General features: G+C 71.9%; 1 protein-coding gene. It reads right to left on the bottom strand.

All coding sequences use genetic code 11. The annotated features are described in order from the left end of the window. Positions 1-48: 48 nt before the first annotated feature. A complete protein-coding gene (locus CCN72_RS00040) occupies positions 49-23538 on the bottom strand; it encodes a type I polyketide synthase (protein ID WP_086805777.1) in 23490 nt (7829 codons plus the stop codon). Positions 23539-23732: the final 194 nt, after the last annotated feature.

The raw sequence follows: 23732 nt of genomic DNA, 5'->3' as shown, positions 1-23732 counted from the left end.
ATGACTTACCGGAATTCGGCAAGGGCTCACCGGGACGCGCCGGAGCGGTCAGGAAATCCCGAATTCCTTGCCGAGCAGATCGAATACTTCGTCGTCCGTGGCCGATTCCAGATCGCTGCCGCTCGTGCCAGGGATTTCCTGGTCCGATGTCTTGCCGGATCCACCGGCAATCAACAGCACTTCCTGGAGCTTCACCAGGATCCGGTCGCGAGCTTCGCTCGCTGCCAACTTCGTGACCAATTCTTGTTCGACGTTGTCCAAGTTGGCAAGTAGGGAATCCACTAGGGCCGGTTCGGCGGCCCCCGCTATCTCCGTGAACACATGCCGGGCCAGGAGAACGGGTGTCGGATGGTCGAACACCAGGGTCGCGGGGAGCCGCAGCCCGGTGGTCCGGTTCAGCCGGTTGCGCAGTTCGACGGCCGTGAGGGAGTCGAAGCCCAGGTCCTGGAAGGCGTGTTCCGGCCGGACCGTGCGGTCCGACGCGTGCCCCAGGACCGCGGCCACCTCGGCCCGCACCAGATCCAGCACGGTCTTCTCCCCCTCGCCCTCGGACAGCTCCGCCAGGCGCTCGGCAAGCGAGGGCCCATGGGCGGAAGCGGAGGAGGTGGCGGAGGTGGCGGCCTGTACGGCCCTTCGGCCGGCCGGGGCCGGTGCCAGGGCGCGCAGCACCGGCGGCGCCTCACCGCCGCGCAGGGCGCCGGTGTCGAGACGGACCGGGGCGAGCACCGCCGCGTCCGAGGCAAGCGCCGCGTCGAACAGCCGCAGCCCCTCCCCCGTCGGCAGCGGCAACACCCCGCTGCGCGCCATCCGCGCCCGGTCGGCCGCGGCGAGACCGTCAGTCATCGCACCGGACTGCTCCCACACCCCCCACGCAAGAGAGGTGGCGGGCAGTCCCGCCCGGCGCCGGTGGGCCGAGAAGGCGTCGAGGAAGGAGTTCGCCGCCGCGTAACTCGCCTGACCGGCACTGCCGATCAGACCGGCGACGGACGAGAACACCACGAAGGCGGCCAGCCCCATGTCCCGGGTGCACTCGTGCAGATTCAGCACGGCGTCCACCTTGGGCCGGAAGACCTCCCTCATCCTCTCCGGGGTGACCGAGCCGATCACCCCGTCGTCCAGCACGCCCGCGGTGTGCACGACGGCCGACAGCGCCTGCCCGCCCAGCCCGTCCAGCATCGCGGCGACGGCCTCCCGGTCCGCGATGTCGCAGGCCGCCCAGGTGATCTCGGCACCCAGCGCGGTGAGTTCGGCCGCCAGTTCGGCGGCGCCCGGCGCGTCCGCGCCCCGGCGGCTCGCCAGGAGCAGCCGCCGTACCTTGTGCTCGGACACCAGATGCCGTGCGACGAGCCCGCCCAGCGCCCCGGAGGCACCGGTCACGAGCACCGTACCGGCGGCGAGGTCCGGCGCGTCGCCGAGCGCCCCGGTGGTCCTTACGAGACGCGGCACGCGCACCTCCCCGTCGTGGACCGCGAACTGCGGTTCTCCGGCGGCGAGTACGGCGGGCAGTACCCGCACCACGTCGTCGGTGTCCTCGGCCTCCGCCAGTACGAACCGGTCCGGGTTCTCCGACTGCGCGGACCGCACCAGCCCCCACGCCGCCACATGCGCCAGATCACCGGGACGCGTCACCAGCACCAGACGCCCCGCACGTTCCCGCGCCGACCACGACTGCGCCAGTGCCAGAACCTCGCTCGCGATGGCGTGCACCCGGTCGGCGGTCTGGGTGCCGGGCGTTTCCGGGCACGGTACGACCGTGACAAGCTCGGTCCCGCTCTCGTTCTCGCTACCGGTCTCGGTTTCGGTTTCGGGAAGGGCGGCGGACAGGGCGGCCAGGTCCGGGTAGACCCGTACATCGAGTGGGGTGTCGCCCTCCACAAGGGCGACGGGCTGCCAGGCCAGGCCGAACAGCGAGTCGTCGGCCCGCCCCCGGGAATCGCCGGCCGCGAGCAGCTGCTCGCGGGACACCGGCCGCAGCGACAGCGAACCGACCGTGGCGACCAGGGCGCCTGAGGCGTCGGCCACGGTCAGCGACACCGCGTCCGTGCCCGTACGGGAGACCTTGACCCGCAGCGCCGCCGCGCCCGTGGCCCGCACCCCCACCTCGGACCACGCGAAGGGCAGCAGCGGCCCGTCGGTCACGGGGACCAGCCCGCCCGCGCCGATCGCATGCAGCGCCGCGTCCAGCAGCGCCGGATGAACGGCGAACGCGTCCGCCTCCGTGTCCTCGGGGAGGGCGACCTCGGCGAGGACGTCGTCCCCGGCGCGCCACACGGAGCGCAGCCCGCGGAAGGCCGGACCATAGCTCAGGCCGAGCCCGTCCAGGCCCTCGTAGAACCCGCTCAGGTCGACGGGCTCCGCAGCCGCCGGCGGCCACGCTCCGAGGTCCACGCCGTGCGGCGGGTCGGGCAGTTCGTCCGTCAGGTAGCCGACGGCATGCCGTACCCATGGCGTGTCGTCCCGGGCATCGTCCGGGGCGTCGTCCGGCCGCGAGTGCACGCTCAGCGCGCGCCGGCCGGACTCCTCCTCGGGCCCGACCCACACCTGTACGGCGACACCGCCCTGGTCCGGGACGATCAGCGGTGCTTCCAGCGTCAGATCCTCGACCTGCGCGCACCCGGCCTCGTCGCCCGCGCGCACCGCCAGCTCCACGAGTGCGGTACCCGGCAACAGCACCCTGCCCATCACCGTGTGGTCGGCCAGCCAGGGGTGTGTCCTGAGCGACAGCCGCCCGGTGACCAGGAACCCTCCGGCGCCGGGCAGCGCGACCACCGCACCGGCCAACGGGTGCTCCGCCGCGCCCAGTCCGAGCCCGGCGGCAGCGGCCCCACCGCTGAACTCCTCCGGCGCCTCCAGCCAGAAACGCTCGTACTGGAAGGCGTAGGTCGGCAGATCGACCCGCCGAGCACCCGGGAAGACCGCCCGCCAGTCCGGGGACACACCGTGCACATACAGCTCGGCGAGCGCGGTGACGACCGCCTGCGGCTCGGGACGGTCCGCCCGTACGGCGGGGACGGTCACGATGTCGTCCACACAGCCCTGGGCAAGGGCACTCAGCACCCCGCCAGGACCGATCTCCACGAACGTCCCGACGCCCAGCTCGTGCAGGGTCCGCACACCGTCGGCGAAACGAACCGCCTCGCGGACGTGCCGTACCCAGTACGAGGGCGTGTACGGCTCGGCCAGACGGCCCGTGAGGTTCGAAACGAACGGAATCTGTGGCTCGTTGAAGACCAACCCGCCGACGACCTCGCCGAACTCCTCCAACATCGGATCCATCAACGGCGAATGGAACGCGTGACTGACCTTCAGCCGGGACGTCTTACGTCCCTGCTTCCGGAAGACCTCGCCGATCGAGACCGCCGTGTCCTCCACGCCCGAAACCACGACCGACTGCGGCCCGTTGATCGCCGCGATGCCAACCTGTTCGGTCAGATACGGCAGCACCTCGTCCTCGGTCGCCTGTACGGCGACCATCGCGCCACCGCCCGGCAACGCCTGCATCAGACGCGCACGCGCCGACACCAACCGCGCCGCATCCTCAAGGGACAACACACCCGCAACATGAGCAGCCGCGATCTCACCGACCGAGTGACCAGCCACGTAATCCGGCCGCACACCCCACGATTCGAGAAGCCGGAACAACGCCACCTCGACCGCGAACAACGCAGGCTGCGTCGAACCCGTCTGGTCCAACTCCTCCGAATCCACGTCCACGGGCCCGTCCAGAAGCCCGCACACCTCGTCATAGGCGGCGGCGAACACAGGGAACGCCTCGTACAACTCACGCCCCATACCGAGCCGTTGCGAACCCTGCCCCGAGAACAAGAACCCGACCTTGCCCCCGCTGCCCGGTTCGCCCGTGACGATCCGGCTGGACGCGGCGCCCGCAGTGAACGCGCGTAGTCCGTCGAGGAGTTCGTCGCGGATCTCCCCCACCACGGCAGCCCGGTACTCCATGGCCGAGCGCGTGGTGGCGAGGGAGAAGGCGAGATCGGCCGGCCGTAGGTCCGTGGTCGAGGCCAGGGACAGAAGGCGCTCCGCCTGGGCCCGCAGTGCCGTGTCGCTCTTCGCGGACAGCACCAATGGTACGACCGCGTCGGGCTCCGGCTCGGGAGCCGGCTCCGCCGAGTCCGGGGTCTGTTCCACGATCACATGGGCGTTCGTGCCGCTGATGCCGAAGGACGACACCGCAGCCCTGCGCGGCCCGTTGTGCGCAGGCCATTCCACGGCCTCAGTCAGCAGCCGGACGTCACCCGCCGACCAGTCCACATGCGGCGTCGGCTCATCCACATGCAAGGTCTGCGGCAGCACACCGTGCCGCATCGCCATGACCATCTTGATCACACCACCGACACCCGCAGCAGCCTGCGCATGCCCGATGTTCGACTTCAACGAACCCAACCACAACGGCCGCCCCTCCGACCGCTCCTGACCATAAGTCGCGATCAACGCCTGCGCCTCGATCGGGTCACCCAACCGCGTCCCCGTACCATGCGCCTCCACGGCATCGACCTGGTCCGAGGACACACCTGCATTCGCCAACGCCTGCCGGATCACCCGCTGCTGCGAAGGACCATTCGGCGCCGTCAGACCATTCGACGCACCATCCTGATTCACCGCCGTACCCCGAACAACCGCCAACACCTGATGACCGTGACGACGCGCATCAGACAACCGCTCCACCAGCAACATGCCCGCACCCTCAGCCCAACCCGTGCCATCCGCACCGGCCGAGAACGCCTTGCACCGGCCATCCGCCGACAGACCACGCTGCCGACTGAACTCCACGAACGTCGAAGGAGTAGCCATCACGGTGACGCCACCGACAAGGGCCATGGAGCACTCGCCGCTGCGCAGCGCCTGGGCCGCCAGATGCAGGGCCACCAGGGACGACGAGCACGCCGTGTCGACGGTGACCGCGGGCCCTTCAAGTCCGAATGTGTAGGAGACCCGCCCGGAAGCGATGCTGCCCGCGCTGCCGCTGCCCAGGTAGGCGTCCATGCCCTCCCCCGGCGTCTTCACGCGGGCGCCGTAGTCGTGGTACATCACCCCCGCGAAGACACCGGTCCTGCTCCCCCGCACCGTCGCCGGATCGATCCCGGCCCGCTCGAACGCCTCCCACGAGGTCTCCAGGAGCAACCGCTGCTGCGGGTCCATCGCCAGCGCCTCACGCGGCGAGATACCGAAGAAGGCCGGGTCGAACTCGGCGGCCTCGTGGAGGAAGCCACCGTGGCGCACATAGGACTTGCCGGAGCGGTCGGGGTCCGGGTCGTACAGGCTCTCGACGTCCCAGCCGCGGTCCTCGGGGAAGCCCGAGATCGCGTCGCCGCCGGAGGCTACGAGGCGCCACAGGTCTTCGGGTGACCGCACATCGCCGGGGAACCGGCAGGCCATACCGACGATCGCGATGGGCTCGTCCGTGCCGGTCACCGCGGCCACCGCGGCGTCCGGCCGTTCCTGGACGCCCAGTGTCTCGGCCAGCAGGAAGCGGGAGAGCGCGAGGGGCGTGGGGTGGTCGAAGACCAGGGTCGCGGGGAGCCGCAGCCCGGTCGCCGCGTTCAGCCGGTTGCGGAGTTCCACCGAGGTGAGCGAGTCGAAACCGGCGTCCTGGAAGGCGTGTTCCGGCTGCACGGCCTGGGCCGAGGAGTGCCCGAGCACGGCGGCGACCTCGCCGCGCACCAGGTCCAGCACGACGTGCTCGCGCTCGGCCGCCGGCAACCCGGCAAGCCGCTCACCCAGCGCGCCCTTCGGTGCGCTCCGCGCCGTACGCCGGGCGGTGCCCCGTACGGGTCCGCGCAGCCCGCGCAGGACCGGCGGCACCGTGCCCTGGAGACCGCCCAGGTCCAGCCGCAGGGGGGCGACGGTGGCCCGGTCCAGGGCCAGCGCCGCGTCGAAGAGCCGTAGTCCTTCGTCAACGGCTATCGGGGCCAGGCCCACCCGCTTGAGCCTGGTGAGATCCGCCTGGTCGAGCCGGTCGGCCATGCCACCGCCTTGCTCCCACAGGCCCCATGCGAGTGATGTGGCGGGGAGTCCCTGGGCGCGGCGGGATTCGGCGAAGGCGTCGAGGAAGGTGTTCGCCGCCGCGTAGTTGCCCTGTCCCGCGCTGCCCAGGATGCCGGACACGGAGGAGAACATGACGAACGCCGCCAACTCGCCTGCCAATTCATGGAGGTTGAGTACGGCGTCGACCTTGGGCCGCAGTACCTTCTCCATACGCTCGGGGGTGAGCGAGGCGATCACTCCGTCGTCGAGGACGCCTGCCGTGTGCACCACGGCCGTCACCGGTGTGCCGGACAGCACCTCGGCGAGGGCGTCCCGGTCGGCCGCGTCGCAGGCCGCCCAGCTCACCTCGGCGCCCCACGCGGTCAGTTCGGCCTCCAGCTCGACCGCGCCGGGTGACTCCGCGCCTCGGCGGCTGAGCAGCAGCAGGCTCCGTACGCCGTGCTCGGCGACCAGGTGGCGGGCGACGAGCCCGCCCAGCGCCCCGGACGCACCGGTCAGCAGCACGGGGCCGGCGCCGAAGTCTGGCGCGCCGATGGCCGCTCCAGTGGCCGTTTCGGTGGCCGCTCCGGTGGCCTTGGCCAGACGCGGGACGAACACCTCCCCGCCCCGGATCGCGAACTGCGGCTCGTCGGAGGCGAGTACGGCGGGCAGTACGCGCACCACGTCGTCGGTGTCCTCGGCCTCCGCGAGCACGAACCGGTCCGGATTCTCCGACTGCGCGGACCGCACCAGCCCCCACACCGCCGCATGCGCCAGATCGCCGGGACGCGTCACCAGCACCAGACGCCCCGCACGTTCCCGCGCCAACCACCACTGCACCAGCGTCAGAACGTCATCGGTGACGCTGTGCACGCTGTGCACCCGGTCGGTCTCCGCGTCGGATCCCGCCGGGCACGGCACGACAACGGTCTCCGGTGTCCCTTCCGCCTCCCGCAGCGCGGCGAAGTCCACGAACGTCTCGATCGCCGACGCCTCGGTGGCGGAGGGGAGAGAGAGCGGGGTCCACTCCATCCCGAACAGCTGCTCGCCACCACTGGCATCGCGCAGTTGCTCCGTCGAGACCGTCCGCAGCGACAACGACTCGACCGAGGCCACCGGTTCACCCGCGCCGTCGGCCACGGCAAGGGTGATCGAGCCGGTGGCCGTCCGCGACAGCTTCACCCGGACCATCGCCGCACCGGCCGCGTGCACGAACACGCCGGACCAGGCGAACGGCAGCGCGGGGCCGTCGTCCAATGACACCAGTCCACCGGCGGCCAGTGCGTGCAGAGCGGCGTCCAGCAGCGCCGGATGCAGGGCGAACGCCGTCGCCTCCGCGGCCGACTCCTCCGGCAGCTCGACCTCGGCGTAGACATCGTCCCCGCCGCGCCACACCGAGCGCAGGCCCTGGAAAAGCGGGCCGTAGTCCAGGCCCACGGCGGCCAGGCCCTCGTAGAACGCCGTCAGGTCGACGGCCTCCGCGCCCGCAGGCGGCCAGGTGCCGATGTCCACGGCGGACGGCGCCGCCGCCGAGGACAGCACGCCCGTCGCGTGCCGCAGCCATGGACCATCACCGGTCCGCGAATGCACGCTCAGCTGCCGGCGGCCCGACTCGTCCTCAGCCCCGGCAGCCACCTGAAGGGTGACGCCACCGCTCTCGGGCACGATCAGGGGAAGCTCAAGGGTGAGGTCCTCGATCCATCCGCACCCCGTTTCGTCACCCGCCCGGATCGCCAGCTCCACGAACGCGGTGCCGGGCAGCAGCACCGTCCCGTGTACGGCGTGATCGGCGAGCCACGGGTGGGTTTCGAGGGAGAGCAGACCGGTGAGCAGGACACCGTCACTGTCGGCCGTCACGATCGCGGCACCCAGCAGCGGATGATCCGCCGCCCCCAGGCCGGCGGCCCGGACATCACCGGACACCCGGGGAACGTCGAGCCAGAAGCGCTCGCGCTGGAAGGCGTAGGTGGGCAGGTCGATACGGCGGGCGCCGGGGAGCAGGGCCTGCCAGTCGAGCGAGACGCCGTACGCGTGCAGCGACCCCAGCGCGGCAGTGATCGCGTACGGCTCCGGGCGGTCGGCGCGCAGGGTGGGCACGGTGACGATGTCGTCCACACAGCCCTGGGCAAGGGCACTCAGCACCCCGCCCGGACCGATCTCCACGAACGTCCCGACACCCAGCTCGTGCAAGGTCCGCACACCGTCCGCGAAACGAACCGCTTCGCGCACGTGGCGTACCCAGTACGAGGGCGTGTACGGCTCGGCCAGACGGCCCGTGAGGTTCGAAACGACCGGAATTCGCGCTTCGTTGAAGACCAACCCGCCGACGACCTCGCCGAACTCCTCCAACATCGGATCCATCAGAGGCGAATGGAACGCGTGGCTCACCTTCAGTCGAGACGTCTTGCGACCCTGCTCCCGGAAGACCTCACCGATCGCGGCGACGGAGTCCTCGACGCCCGAAACCACCACCGAATGCGGCCCGTTGACCGCCGCGATACCCACGCCGTCGGTCAGGTAGGGCAGCACCTCCTCCTCGGTGGCCTGTACGGCAACCATCGCACCACCAGCCGGCAACGCCTGCATCAGACGCGCACGCGCCGACACCAACTTCGCCGCATCCTCAAGGGACAGCACACCCGCAATATGAGCAGCCGCGATCTCACCGACCGAGTGACCAGCCACGTAATCCGGCCGCACACCCCACGATTCGAGAAGCCGGAACAACGCCACCTCGACCGCGAACAACGCAGGCTGCGTCGAACCCGTCTGATGCAACTCCTCCGAATCCACGTCCACGGGCCCGTCCAGAAGCCCGCACACCTCGTCATAGGCGGCGGCGAACACAGGGAACGCCTCGTACAACTCACGCCCCATACCGAGCCGTTGCGAACCCTGCCCCGAGAACAAGAACCCGACCTTGCCCCCGAGCGCGCCTCCCACCGAAGCCGCACCGGAAGCGAGTGCCTCCAACTCCCGTCGCAGCTCGGCGAGATTCGCGCCCACGACTGCCGCACGGCGTTCCAGCGCCGCGCGCGATGTGGCCAGCGAGAGCGCCACGTCCTCCGGCCTGAGTTCGGTGTCCTCGGTGCTCTCGACGCCCTCGGTGTCGAGGAAGGACAGCAGCCGGGACGCCTGCTCCCGCAGCGCCGTGTCGCTCTTCGCGGACAGGACCCACGGTACGACCGCCCCCGACGCCGGAGCCGGTGTCTCCCCTGCCACGCCGGGCGCCTGCTCGACGATCACGTGGGCGTTGGTGCCGCTCACGCCGAAGGAGGACACCGCAGCCCTGCGCGGCCCGTTGTGCGCAGGCCATTCCACGGCCTCAGTCAGCAGCCGGACGTCACCCGCCGACCAGTCCACATGCGGCGTCGGCTCATCCACATGCAAGGTCTGCGGCAGCACACCGTGCCGCATCGCCATGACCATCTTGATCACACCACCGACACCCGCAGCAGCCTGCGCATGCCCAATGTTCGACTTCAACGAACCCAACCACAACGGCCGCCCCTCCGACCGCTCCTGACCATAAGTGGCAATCAGCGCTTGGGCCTCGATCGGGTCACCCAACCGTGTCCCCGTACCGTGCGCCTCCACGGCGTCGACCTGGTCCGAGGACACACCTGCATTCGCCAACGCCTGCCGGATCACCCGCTGCTGCGAAGGACCATTCGGCGCCGTCAGACCATTCGACGCACCATCCTGATTCACCGCCGTACCCCGAACAACCGCCAACACCTGATGACCGTGACGACGAGCATCGGACAACCGCTCCACGAGCAACATGCCCGCACCCTCAGCCCAACCCGTGCCATCCGCACCGGCCGAGAACGCCTTGCACCGACCGTCCGCCGACAGACCACGCTGCCGACTGAACTCCACGAAGACGCTCGGGCCGGCCATGACGGTGACGCCACCGACGAGGGCCATCGAGCACTCGCCGCTGCGCAGCGCCTGGGCCGCCAGATGCAGGGCCACCAGCGAGGACGAGCACGCGGTGTCGACCGTGACCGCGGGGCCCTCAAGGCCGAACGTGTAGGAGACGCGCCCTGAAGCGACGCTGCCCGCGCTGCCGTTGACGAGGTAGCCTTCCAGCCCTGCCGGTGAGGTGTGCACGCGGCCGCCGTAGTCGTGGTACATCACGCCCGCGAACACACCGGTCTTGCTCCCCCGCACCGTCGCCGGGTCGATCCCGGCCCGCTCGAACGCCTCCCACGACGTCTCCAGGAGCAATCGCTGCTGCGGGTCCATCGCCAGCGCCTCACGCGGCGAGATACCGAAGAACTCGGCGTCGAAGTCCGCCGCGTCGCGCAGGAATCCGCCCTCGCGCGTGTAACTGGTGCCCCACTGATCGGGGTTCGGGTCGTACAGCTTCGCCACGTCCCAGCCGCGGTCCTCGGGGAAGCCCGACACGGCGTCGCGACCGGAGCGGACCAGCTGCCACAGGTCTTCGGGCGACCGCACGTCGCCCGGGTAGCGGCAGGCCATGCCCACGATCGCGATCGGGTCGTCGGCCGTCGTGCCGGACGCCGGCCGGGTTTCCGGCGCGGTTGCCGCCGCCGCGTCGGAGCCTGCGGCCTCGGCGGTGAGGAAGCGGGCGAGGGTCAGCGGGTTCGGATAGTCGAAGATCAGGGTGGCGGGCAGCCGCATGCCGACGGCCGAGTTGAGCCGGTTGCGCAGTTCGACGGCGGTCAGCGAGTCGAACCCGATGTCCTTGAACGCGTCGTCCACGCCGACCGATCGGGCACCGGAGTGTCCGAGCACGGCCGCGACCTCACCGCGCACCAGGTCCAGCACCACCTGCTCCCGCTCGGCCACCGGCAGCCCGGCCAGCCGCTGCCCCAGCGAGCCCTTCGGCGCGGTCCGCGCCGTACGCCGTACCGGTGTGATCCGTACCAGTCCGCGCAGGACCGAGGGCACGGGCTGTCCCTGCCCCTCGCGGAACTGACCCTGTCCCTGGCGGAACTGGCCCTGTCCGTCGCGGAAGGCGGACGTGTCGAGGCGGATCGGGGCGACGGCCGCCCGATCGGTGGCCAGTGCCGTGTCGAACATGCGCAGGCCGTCCGCCGCTGGGATCGGGGCGAGGCCCATGCGCTTGATGCGGGTGAGATCGGTGTGGTCGAGGCCACCGGTCATGGCGCTCTCGCTGTCCTGCGCCCACAGCCCCCAGGCCAGCGAGGTGGCGCGCAGGCCGAGGGCTCGGCGGTGCTCGGCGAGGGCGTCGAGGAACGTGTTGGCGGCGGCGTAGTTGCCCTGTCCCGGCGTGCCGAGGGTGCCCGCCACCGAGGAGAAGAGCACGAACGCGGACAGGTCGCCGCACAGTTCGGCCGCGAGGTCGTGCAGGTTCAGCGCGGCGTCCACCTTGGGGCGGAACACGGCGTCCAGCCGGTCGGGTGTCAGCGATCCGATGATTCCGTCGTCCAAGACGCCGGCGGTGTGCACGATCGCGGACAGATTCTGTCCCGGTCCGGTCAGGAGTGCGCGGACGGCGTCGCGGTCGGCCACGTCGCACGCGGCCCAGGTGACGTCGGCGCCCCGCGCGGTCAGGTCGGCGGTGAGTTCGGCCGCGCCGGGCGCGTCCCCGCCCCGGCGGCTGACGAGCAGCAGGCTGTGTACGCCGTGCTCGGCGACCAGGTGCCGGGCGAGCAGCCCGCCCAGGCCGCCGGACGCACCGGTCAGCAGGACGGTGCCGGTGCCCAGGGCGGGGGCCTGCGGCTCGGCGTCCGGCGTGGCGACGCGGGCCAGCCTCGGCACCCGGATCTCGCCGTCCTCGCGTACCACGGCTTGCGGCTCGCCCGACGCGAGCAGGCCGGGCAGCACGTGGGCAAGGCCGGGCAGGAACTGGGCAGGCCCGGTGTGGTCGGCACCACTGCCGGTGGCGGCCTCCGTCGAGGTCTCGACCAGCACGATGCGGTCGGGGTTCTCGGTCTGCGCCGAGCGCACCAGTCCACGGACCGCCGCTTGGGCAAGGTCTCCCGTGCGGGTCACCAGCACCAGGCGCGCCGGGCGTTCCTCGGCCAGCCACCACTGGAGCAATTCCAGTACGGCGTAGGTGACTTCACGAACCCGGGTGGCCAGGTCCGTGGCGGTTCCGATCGGGCAGGGCACGATCACGGCATCGGCGGGGGCTTCGACCTCCGCTTCGGCTGCCCCTTCGGTTGCCGCTTCGGTTGCCGTTACGGCCGGTGAGTCGGCGTCCCGAAGTGCGGCGAGATCCTCGTACGGCTCGGTCCTGATGCCATCCGGCACGGACGGCAGGGCGGACGGCAGACCGAGTGGCGTCCACTCCAGGCCGAAGACCGCGTCGTCGCTGCCGGATCCGGCGCGCAGTTGGTCGGCGGGTACCGGGCGCAGCGTCAGCGAGTCGATCCGCGCGACCGGCTCACCGGTGCCGTCGGCCAGCAGCAGGGACACCGTGGAGGTGCCGGCGCGCGAGACCTTCACGCGCAGGGCGGAGGCACCGGCGGCCGCCAGTCGCACCCCGCTCCAGGCGAACGGGAGCAGCCCGTGCCCGGTTCCGGCATCGGGCTCCACCGCGCCGAGCCAGACGGTGTGCAGGGCGGCATCGAACAGCGCGGGGTGCAGGCCGTACGCGCTCGCGTCCATGCCGTCCGCGCCGGGCAGCTCCACCTCGGCGAAGAAGTCGTCCCCGGCACGCCAAGCGGCGCGCAGCCCCTGGAAGACGGGGCCGTAGCCGAGTGCCATACCGGCGAGGCGGTCGTAGAACCCGTCGACGTCGATCGGCTCGGCATCTGCGGGCGGCCACGCGGCGAGTGGGTCGTCCATGGGCTCTTCGGCGGCGACGGTCAGCGAGCCGGAGGCGTGCCGGATCCAGGCCCGCGCGGGGTCGTCCTGGTGGACGGGCGCGTCTCCGTCGTCGGTCCGCGAGTGCACGGTCAGCGGCCTGCGGCCGGTGCCGTCGTCGGCGCCGACCCGCACCTGGAGGGCGACGCCGCCGCGCTCGGGCATGAGCAGCGGTGTTTCGAGTGTCAGCTCCTCCAGCAGGTCGCAGCCCACGGCGTCGGCGGCGGTGACGGCCAGCTCCACGAACGCGGTGCCGGGCAGCAGCGCGACCCCGCTGACGGCGTGGTCCATCAGCCACGGGTGCGTGTGTGCCGAGAGCCGCCCGGTGAGGAGGTGTCCGTCGCCGTCGGCAAGCGGCACGGCGGCGCCGAGGAGCGGATGACCGGCCGCGCCCTGGCCCACCGCGCTCATGTCGCCGGTGGGGGCGGGGGCGTTGAGCCAGTAGCGCTCGCGCTGGAACGCGTAGGTGGGCAGATCGACACGCCGGGCATCCGGGAAGAAGGCTTCCCAGTCCAACTCGACGCCGGTGACGTGTAGTTGAGTGTAGGCGGTGGTGAGTGCCTGGGCCTCGGGGCGGTCGGCCCGCAGTACGGGGACGGTGACGATGTCGTCCACACAGCCCTGCGCCATACCACTGAGGACACCACCGGGACCGATCTCCACGAACGTCCCGACACCCAGCTCGTGCAAAGTCCGCACACCGTCCGCGAAACGAACCGCCTCGCGCACGTGCCGAACCCAATACGCGGCGGTGTACGGCTCGGCCAGCCGACCCGTGAGGTTCGAAACCACCGGAATCCGCGGCTCGTTGAAGGCCAACCCGCCGACGACCTCGCCGAACTCCTCCAACATCGGATCCATCAACGGTGAATGGAACGCGTGGCTCACCTTCAGTCGAGACGTCTTACGACCTTGACCGGCGAACAGCTCCGCAACCGCCAGGACCGCATCCTCAACACCGGAAACCACCACCGAGGAGGGACCGTTGATCGCGGCGATGCCCACGCCGTCGGTCAGGTAGGGCAGCACCTCGTCCTCGGTGGCCTGTACGGCGACCATCGCACCGCCACCCGGCAACGCCTGCATCAGCCGCGCACGCGCCGACACCAACCGCGCCGCATCCTCAAGCGACAACACACCCGCCACATGAGCAGCCGCAATCTCACCCACCGAATGCCCGGCCACATAATCCGGCCGCACACCCCACGACTCCAACAACCGGAACAACGCCACCTCGACCGCGAACAACGCAGGCTGCGTCGAACCCGTCTGATGCAACTCCTCCGAATCCACGTCCACGGGCGCATCCAGAACCGCACACACCTCGTCGAAGGCAGCGGCGAACACGGGATACGCCTCGTACAACTCCCGCCCCATACCGAGCCGTTGCGAACCCTGCCCCGAAAACAGGAACGCGACCTTCCCCGTCGCTTGGGCGCGCCCGGTGATGACGTTCGCCGCCGGTTCGCCCGCCGCGAGGGCCGCGAGGCCTGTCCGCAGTTCGGCCGGGTCGGTGCCGATCACGGCGGCGCGGTGCTCCAGTGCCGACCGTGTCGTGGCCGTCGACAATCCGGTGTCGACCGGCGACACATCGTCGGTCGCGAAGGCCAACAGGCGCTCCGCCTGGGCGTGCAGTGCCGCTTCGGTCTTCGCCGACAGCACCCAGGGCACGGGCACCGGGCGGTGTTCCCGGGCCGGCTCGGCCACGGTCGTGGCGGGCGCTTCTTCGAGGATCGTGTGCGCGTTGGTGCCGCCGATGCCGAAGGAGGAGACCGCGGCCCGGCGCGGCCCGGCGGTTCCGGGCCAGGGCACCGGTTCGGTGAGCAGTCGTACGGTGCCTGCCGACCAGTCGACGTGCCCGGTCGGCTCGTCCACATGGAGGGTCCGCGGCAGCGTGCCGTGCCGCAGCGCCAGCACCATCTTGATCACACCGGCGACACCGGCGGCGGCCTGCGTGTGACCGATGTTGGACTTGACCGAGCCCAGCCACACCGGCCGGTCGGCGGAGTGTTCGCGGCCGTATGTGGCGAGCAGTGCCTGCGCCTCGATCGGGTCGCCGAGCTTCGTCCCCGTACCGTGCGCCTCCACGGCGTCCACATCGGCCGGGGCGAGCCCGGCGGACGCCAGCGCCTGCCGGATCACCCGCTGCTGCGAGGGCCCGTTCGGCGCCGTCAGACCGTTCGACGCACCGTCCTGGTTGACCGCGCTGCCCCGGACCACCGCCAGCACCTGGTGGCCGTTGCGGCGGGCGTCGGAGAGCCGTTCCACCAGCAGCAGGCCGACGCCTTCGCCCCAGCCGGTGCCGTCGGCACCGGCGGCGAACGCCTTGCAGCGGCCGTCTGCCGACAGTCCGCGCTGCCGGCTGAACTCCACGAACAGGTCCGGCGTGGTCATCACGGTGACGCCCCCGACCAGGGCCATGGAGCACTCACCGCCGCGCAGGGCCTGGGCCGCGAGATGTAGCGCGACCAGGGACGACGAGCACGCCGTGTCCACGGTGACCGCCGGGCCCTCAAGTCCGAACGTGTAGGAGATGCGTCCGGAGACGACCGAGGCCGCCTTGCCGGTGAGCGCGTACCCCTCGATCTCCTCGGGCGCGTTGCGCAGCCCGTTGGCGTAGTCCTGGCCGTTGGTGCCGATGAACACACCGGTGCGGCTGGCGCGGACGGACGCCGGGGCGATCCCGGCGCGCTCGAAGGCCTCCCACGCGGTCTCCAGCAGCAGCCGCTGCTGCGGGTCCATGGCCAGCGCCTCGCGCGGCGAAATCCCGAACAGACCGGCGTCGAAACGGTCGGCGCCCTCGATGAAGCCACCCTCACGGGTGTACGTCGTACCCGGCCGTTCGGGGTCGGGGTCGTAGATCGCGTCGAGGTCCCAGCCTCGGTCGGTGGGGAAGCCTGACATCGCGTCCCGGCCGGAGCTGAGCAGCTCCCACAGGTCCTCCGGCGTCCGGACGCCGCCGGGGAAGCGGCAGCTCATGCTGACGATCGCGAGCGGCTCGTCGGCCGCGACGGCGGCCACCGCGTGCGGGACGGCCGTCTCCGTGCCGTGTCCGCCGAGGAGTTCGTCGCTCAGGTGGCGGGCGAGGGCGGTCGGGGTCGGGTGGTCGAAGACCAGGGTGGCGGGCAGTGCGAGACCGGTGGCCGTGCTCAGCCGGTGGCGGAGTTCGACGGCGGTGAGCGAGTCGAAGCCGGTTTCGCGGAACGTACGGTCCGCCTCGAAGGCGCCCTTGCCGGTGTGGCCGAGCACCATGGCGGCCCGCTCGCGCACCAGGTCCAGCAGGATGCGCACCCGGTCTCCCGGCGTGGCGTCGAGGAGGCGTCGGACCAGCGCGGACGCGGGCGCCTCGGTGCTCCTCGCGGCCCGGGCGCGGGCTTCGAGGGCTTCGCGGGCCTCGGGTACGCCGTGCAGCAGCGGGCAGGGGCGCGGGCCGGCGAAGGCCGGGACGAAGCGGTCCCAGTCCACGTCCGCGACGGTCACGGAGGTCTCGCCGCCGGTCAGCGCGGCATGCAGTGCGGCGATCGCGGGGAGCGCCGCGATCGGGCGTACGCCGCGCCGCCGCAGGTGGTCACCGGCGGCGCCGTCGGCCATGCCGCCGTCCGCCCAGGGGCCCCAGGCGACGGCCAGCGCGGGCAGTCCCTGGGACCGGCGCTGTTCGGCGAGGGCGTCGAGGAAGGCGTTCGCGGCGCCGTAGGCGCCCTGGCCGCCGTTGCCCCAGACACCGGTCATCGAGGAGAAGAGCACGAAGGCGTCCAGGTCCTCGCGGTCCCGGGTCAGCTCGTGCAGATGGAGCGCCGCGTCCGCCTTGGGGCGCAGTACGCTGTCGAGGCGTTCGGGTGTGAGCGAGTCGATCAGGCCGTCGTCCAGTACGCCCGCCGTGTGCACCACGGCGTTCACGGTGTGCCGGGCGAACAGTTCGGCGAGGGCGTCGCGGTCGGCGGCATCGCACGCGGCGACCGTGACCCGAGCGCCCAACTCCTCCAGTTCCGAGGTGAGTTCGGCGGCGCCGGGGGCCTCGGGTCCTCGGCGGCTGATCAGCACCAGGTGCTCGGCCCCGGCACCGGCGAGCCAGCGGGCCACATGCCCGCCCAGCGCGCCCGTGCCACCGGTCACGAGCACGGTGCCGCGCGGCGACCAGGCCGTGTCCGCCGGTGCCGCGCTCCGCGGCGCGCGCACGAGGCGTCGTACCGACACACCGGAGGGGCGCACGGCGAGCTGGTCCTCGTCGCTCTGGGCCAGCAGGCCGGCCAGGCACGCCAGCGCGCGGGGGTCCGGTTCGGCGGGCAGGTCGACGAGACCGCCCCAGCGCTGCGGCTGTTCCAGAGCGACGATTCTGCCCAGGCCCCAGAGCCGTGCGGCGGCGGGGTCGGTCAGCGGGTCAGTCGGGCCGGTCGACACCGCGCCGCTGGTCAGGCTCCACAGCGGGGCCTCGATCCCGGCGTCCCCGAGGGCCTGGACGAGCAGCACGAGCCGGTGGAGGGCGTCCGTCCCCGCGTCCGCCGGTGCCGCGTCCGCCAGTGCCGGTGCCGGTGCCGCCGCGAACAGGACGCCGTCGGCCCGCTCGCACTCGGCCTCGGCCAGGGCTCGGGCGAGCGCCTCGCGGTCGGTGTCCTCGGCCATGGTGAACGGTACGAGTGTCACGCCGAGTTCCGTGAGCCCCGCGCGCACCGCCTCGGTCCACGCGGTCTCCTCCTCGACCACGTACAGCCAGGTCCCCCGTGAAGCGGCTCCGACCGGGTCGGCGAGCGGCTGCCAGGTGATCCGGTAGCGCCAGCCGTCGGCGGCGGACCGCTCGCGCCGCTGCCGTCGCCAGGCGGACAACTTGGGGGCGACCACGTCCAGTTCGGTGGGCTCCAGTCCCAGGAGCGCTCCGAGCGACGCCGGGTCCCCGCTCTCGACGGAGTCCCAGAACTCGGCGTCCGACGCCTCCGGGAGGCCAGCGGTCGCCGTCCGGGGTACGTCGAGCCAGTAGCGCTCGCGCTGGAAGGCGTAGGTGGGCAGGTCGACGCGCCGGGCGTCCGGGAAGAAGGCACGCCAGTCAACTGCGGTACCGCTGGTGTGCAGTTCGGCGAGCGCGGCGACGACGGCCCGCGGTTCGGGGCGGTCGCCGCGCAGTACGGGGACGGTGACGATGTCGTCCGCACAGCCCTGCGCCATGCCACTGAGGACACCACCGGGACCGATCTCCACGAACGTCCCGACACCCAGCTCGTGCAAAGTCCGCACACCGTCCGCGAAACGAACCGCCTCGCGCACGTGCCGAACCCAATACGCGGCGGTGTACGGCTCGGCCAGCCGACCCGTGAGGTTCGAAACGACCGGAATCCGCGGCTCGTTGAAGACCAACCCGCCGACGACCTCCCCGAACTCCTCCAACATCGGATCCATCAACGGTGAATGGAACGCGTGACTGACCTTCAACCGGGACGTCTTACGCCCCTGGCCGGCGAATAGCTCCGCGACCGCCAGGACCACGTCCTCAACACCGGAAATCACCACCGACCGGGGACCGTTGATCGCCGCGATACCTACCCCATCGGTCAGATGCGGCAACACCTCGTCCTCGGTGGCCTGCACGGCAAACATCGCACCGCCACCCGGCAACGCCTGCATCAGCCGCGCACGCGCCGACACCAACCGCGCCGCATCCTCAAGCGACAACACACCCGCAACATGAGCAGCCGCGATCTCCCCCACCGAATGACCGGCGACGTAATCCGGCCGCACACCCCACGACTCCAGGAGCCGGAACAACGCCACCTCGACCGCGAACAACGCCGGCTGCGTCACGCCCGTCTGATGCAGTGTCTCCGCCTCGACATCGACCTCGATGTCGAGGAGCGCGCACACCTCGTCGTACGCCGTGGCGAACACCGGGTAGGACGCGTACAGTTCGCGGCCCATCCCCAGCCGCTGGGACCCCTGGCCCGAGAACAGGAACGCGACCTTGCCGCCGACGGCACCGCCCACCGGAGCGGCGCCGGAGACGATCGTCTCCAACCCATGGCGGAATTCCCCGAGTTCCATCCCCACGACCGTCGCACGGCGCTCCAGCACCGCGCGGGACGTCGCCAGGGAGAATGCCACGTCCTCCGGGCGGACGCCCGCGCCTTCGTCGTCCAGGTAGGACAGCAGCCGGGCCGCCTGCTCCCGGAGCGCCATGTCGTTCTTACCCGACAGCAGCCACGGCACGACCGCGCCCGAGCCCGGAGCCGGGGACTCCTCGGGCGTGCCGGGGGCCTGCTCGACGATGAGGTGCGCGTTGGTGCCGCTGATGCCGAAGGAGGACACCGCCGCCCGGCGCGGCGGGCCGCCCGCGGGCCACTCCACCGCCTCGGTCAGCAGGCGTACATCGCTCGCCGACCAGTCCACGTGCGGGGTCGGCTCGTCCACGTGCAGCGTTTGCGGCAGGAGGCCGTGGCGCATCGCCATGACCATCTTGATCACACCGGCCACACCGGCGGCGGCCTGGGTGTGACCGATGTTCGACTTGAGCGAGCCGAGCCACAACGGCCGTTCCTGCGACCGTTCTTGGCCGTAGGTGGCGATGAGGGCTTCCGCCTCGATCGGGTCGCCGAGTTTCGTCCCCGTACCGTGCGCCTCCACCGCGTCGACATCGGCGGGCGTGAGTCCGGCGGCCGCCAGGGCCTGGCGGATGACGCGCTGCTGGGAAGGGCCGTTGGGTGCCGTGAGTCCGTTGGACGCGCCGTCCTGGTTGACGGCGCTGCCCCGGATGACGGCGAGCACCTGGTGGCCGTTGCGCCGGGCGTCGGAGAGCCGTTCCACCAGGAGCATGCCGACGCCCTCGGCCCAGCCCGTGCCGTCCGCGCCGGCCGCGAACGCCTTGCACCGGCCGTCCGCCGACAGGCCGCCCTGGCGGCTGAACTCCACGAACATGCCGGGTGTGGACATCACCGTGACGCCACCGGCCAGGGCCATCGTGCACTCGCCGCCGCGCAGTGACTGGACGGCCAGGTGCAGGGCGACCAGGGACGAGGAGCAGGCCGTGTCCACCGTGACGGCGGGGCCTTCGAGGCCGAAGGAGTAGGCCACGCGGCCCGAGGCGACACTCGTGGTCGTGCCGGTCAGCAGGTAGCCGCCGGCTTCGTCGACGGGCTCGTGCAGCCGGGGGCCGTAGTCCTGTGCCGTCGCGCCGATGAACACCCCCGCCCGGCTGCCGCGCAGGGTGGCCGGGTCGATACCGGCCCGTTCGATGGCCTCCCAGGCGGTCTCCAGGACCAGCCGCTGCTGGGGGTCGATCGCGGCGGCCTCGCGCGGGCTGATGCCGAAGAAGGCGGCGTCGAAGTCCGCCGCCCCGCGCAGGAAGCCGCCGTACCGTGTCGAGGACTTACCGGGGGTGCCGGGCTCCGGGTCCCAGAGTGCTTCGACGTCCCAGCCGCGGTCCGTAGGGAACCCGGAGACGGCGTCGCCCCCGGAGGCGAGCAGCCGCCACAGGTCCTCGGGGGAGCTGATGCCGCCGGGCAGTCGGCAGCTCATGGCCACGATGGCGATGGGCTCGTCGGGGTCGGCGGCCGTCGTGGGCGTACGGTCCGTCGTGTCCTCGGCGCCCAGGGAGCGGGTGGCGAGGTGGCGGGCGAGTGCGGCCGGGGTGGGGTGGTCGAACAGCAGTCCGCTGGGCAGGCGCAGGCCGGTGGCGGCGTCGAGCTGATTGCGCAGTTCCACCGAGCTGAGCGAGTCGAAGCCGAGGTCCTTGAAGGTCCACTCGCTCTCGACCTGGCGGGCCTCGGCGTGGCCGAGAACGGCGGCGACATGGGCGCGGACCAGGTCGAGCGCGGCCTCTTCGCGTGCGGACTCGGGCAGTTCGGCGAGCCGCCGGCCGAGGGCGCCGAGCGGCGCGGTGTCGGTTTCGGCAACGGCGTCGGGCTGCGGGTCTGCCGGGGCCTGACCGGTGGTGGGCGGGGTGGTGGCGAGGGCGGTGGTGGCGCCGTCCAGCCAGTACCGCTGCCGTTCGAACGCGTAGGTGGGGAGCGCGACCTTGCGGTGTGTGCCTCGTCCGCCGCCGAACAGGGCGTCCCAGTCCGGCTCCAGGCCGTTGACGTGCAGTGCGGCGACGGCCGTCAGCAGGGCGGAGGTCTCGGGGCGGCGGGCGCGCAGGGCGGGGACGAACAGGGACTCGCCGTCGGCCCCCGCACGGGCCATGGAGGTGAGGACGCCACCGGGGCCGAGTTCGAGATAGGTGCGCACGCCCTGCTCGTCGAGGCGGGCGACGCCGTCGGCGAAGCGGACCGCCTCGCGCACATGGCGGACCCAGTAAGCGGCATCGCACCCCTCGTACGCCGGGAGCTTCGCGGCGAGTCGGCCCGTCACGTTGGACACGATCGGGATGCGCGGGGCGTGGAAGGTCAGGCTCTCGGCCACCTCGCGGAACTCCGCCAGCATGGGTTCCATGTGCGGGGAGTGGAAGGCGTGGCTGACCCGCAGTCGGCTGGTCTTGCGGCCGAGGGCGGCGAAGGCGTCGGCGATCCCGGTGGCGAGGTCCTCGTCGCCGGAGACGACGACGGAGTCCGGGCCGTTCAGCGCGGCGATGCTGACGCGGTCGGTGTGCGCGCCGATGCGGTCGCGGACCTCGTCCTCGGTGGCCTGGACGGCGATCATGGCGCCACCGGCGGGCAGCGCCTGCATCAGACGGCCGCGTGCGGCCACGAGGGTGCAGGCGTCGGCGAGCGAGAGGACACCGGCCACGTGGGCGGCGGCGAGTTCGCCGATGGAGTGGCCCATGAGCACGTCGGGGGTGATGCCCCAGCTCTCCAGCGCCCGGAACAGGGCGACTTCGAGGGCGAACAGCGAGGTCTGGGTGTAGAGGGTGCGGTCGAGTTCCGCCGCCTCCTCGGTGCCTTCGGCGGCGAACATCACCTCGCGCAGCGGCCTCGGCAGCAGGGGGTCGAGGTGAGCGCACACGTCGTCCAGCGCGGTGGCGAACGCCGGTACGGTCGCGGCCAGTTCGCGGCCCATGCCGGCACGCTGGCTGCCCTGGCCCGAGAAGAGGAAGGCGAGTTCGCCGCGGGGTGCCGTACGGCCCGTGGTCAGGGCCGCGTCGACGCCGTCGGTGGACAGCGCGCGCAGAGCGCGCAGGAAGTCCTCGCGGCTCTCGCCGACGACGACGGCCCGGTGTTCGAAGGCGGTACGGCCGATGGCCAGCGACCGGCCGACGTCGGGCAGGGCGAGCGCGGGGTGCGCCTCGGTGTGGGCCAGCAGGGCGGCGGCCTGGCCGCGCAGCGCGGACGCGGTCCTGGCGGACAGCGGCCAGCAGGTCGCGGCCGTACGGGTACCGGATCCATCGATGCCCGGCTTTCCCGTGCCCGGTACTTCCGTGCCCGGTACTCCCGTGCCCGCTTTCGCGCCCGCGCCTCCCGTACTGTCCTCCGCGTCCGGGTCCGCCGTCTCCCGGTGTTCCGCCAGCACGATGTGGCAGTTGGTGCCGCCCATGCCGAACGAGCTGACCCCGGCGAGCAGCGGGCGGCCCTCCTCGGCGGCCCAGGCGCTGTGCTCGGTCTGCACGCGCAGGTTCAGCCGGTCCAGCGGGATCGCCGGGTTCGGTGTCTCGAAGTTGAGGCTGGCGGGCAGTTCGCGGTGGTGCAGCGCGAGGGCCGTCTTGAGCAGGCCGGTGATGCCGGCGGCGCCCTCCAGGTGGCCGACGTTGGTCTTGGCCGAGCCGACCCGCAGCGGGTTGCCGGGGGCGCGACCCGTGCCCAGCACCGCGCCGAGCGCGGCCGCCTCGACGGGGTCGCCGACCTTGGTGCCGGTGCCGTGCAACTCGACGTAGCCGATGTGCGCGGGGTCGACACCGGCGCGCTCGCAGGCGAGCCCGAGCACCTGTTCCTGTCCGGAGCGCAGGGGCACGGTCAGCCCGTCGCCGCCGCCGTCGTTGTTGACGGCACTGCCGCGGATCACGCAGTAGACGGGGTCGCCGTCCGCGACGGCACGGGCGAGGGGTTTGAGGACGACGATGCCGCCGCCCTCGCCGCGGACGTAGCCGTTGGCGCGGGCGTCGAAGGTGAAGCAGCGGCCGTCGGGTGACAGTCCGCCGAACTTGGCGGCGCCCAGGGTGCTTTCGGGCACGAGGTTGAGACTGACGCCACCGGCGAGGGCGACCGTCGACTCGCCCTTGCGCAGGCTCTCGCAGGCCAGGTGGACCGAGACCAGGGACGAGGACTGGCCGGAGTCCACGGTCAGGCTGGGGCCGTGCAGACCGAGGAAGTACGAGACCCGGTTGGCGATGATGCTGCGGTGCAGACCGGTGACGGTGTGCGGGGAGATGGCCGTCAGCCCGGAGCGGTGGTGCAGGGTCGCGTAGTCGTCCCAGATGGCGCCGACGAACACCCCGGTACGGGTGGAGCGCAGTGTCCCGGGACGTACGTGCGCGTCCTCCAGCGCCTCCCAGGCCAGCTCAAGGACGAGCCGCTGCTGCGGGTCCATCGCGGCGGCCTCCTTGGGGGAGAGCCCGAAGAACCCGGCGTCGAAGTGGCCGACACGGTCGAGGAACCCGCCCCGGCGGATGTCGGTCCGCCCGGGCTCGGACGGGTCGGCGTCGGCCACCGCGGCCCCGTCCCACCGGTCCGGGGGTACGTCGGTGATCGCGTCCGTGCCCTCGCTGAGCAGCCGCCAGAAGGCCCCCGGGTCGGCGGCGCCCGGCAACCGGCATGCCAGACCGATGACGGCGATGTCACCGGCCGAGTCCGCCGAAGCCGAACCGGCCCGATTCCCCGTCCCGTTGCGCTCGGACTCGACCATTTGCACTCCACCCGCCCACACAGAGAACGAAAAGGCACCGCACCATGGCGGCCACGGCACAGGCGATCGGTGCGACCGAGGCGGCAACGGGTTGCGGTGTGGCCCCAGTTTCGGTCCCGCGGCAGCGCCCCGCCGCTGTGGCGGATCAGTTTTAGGGGAATCCCCAAGGGTGGAATCCCGGCGGCCGGAAATCT

The organism is Streptomyces murinus, from assembly GCF_002154555.1.
GTDB classification, from domain to species: domain Bacteria; phylum Actinomycetota; class Actinomycetes; order Streptomycetales; family Streptomycetaceae; genus Streptomyces; species Streptomyces murinus.
Note: the sequence above shows the minus strand (reverse complement) of the source record. Positions and strands in the feature narration are given on the sequence as shown.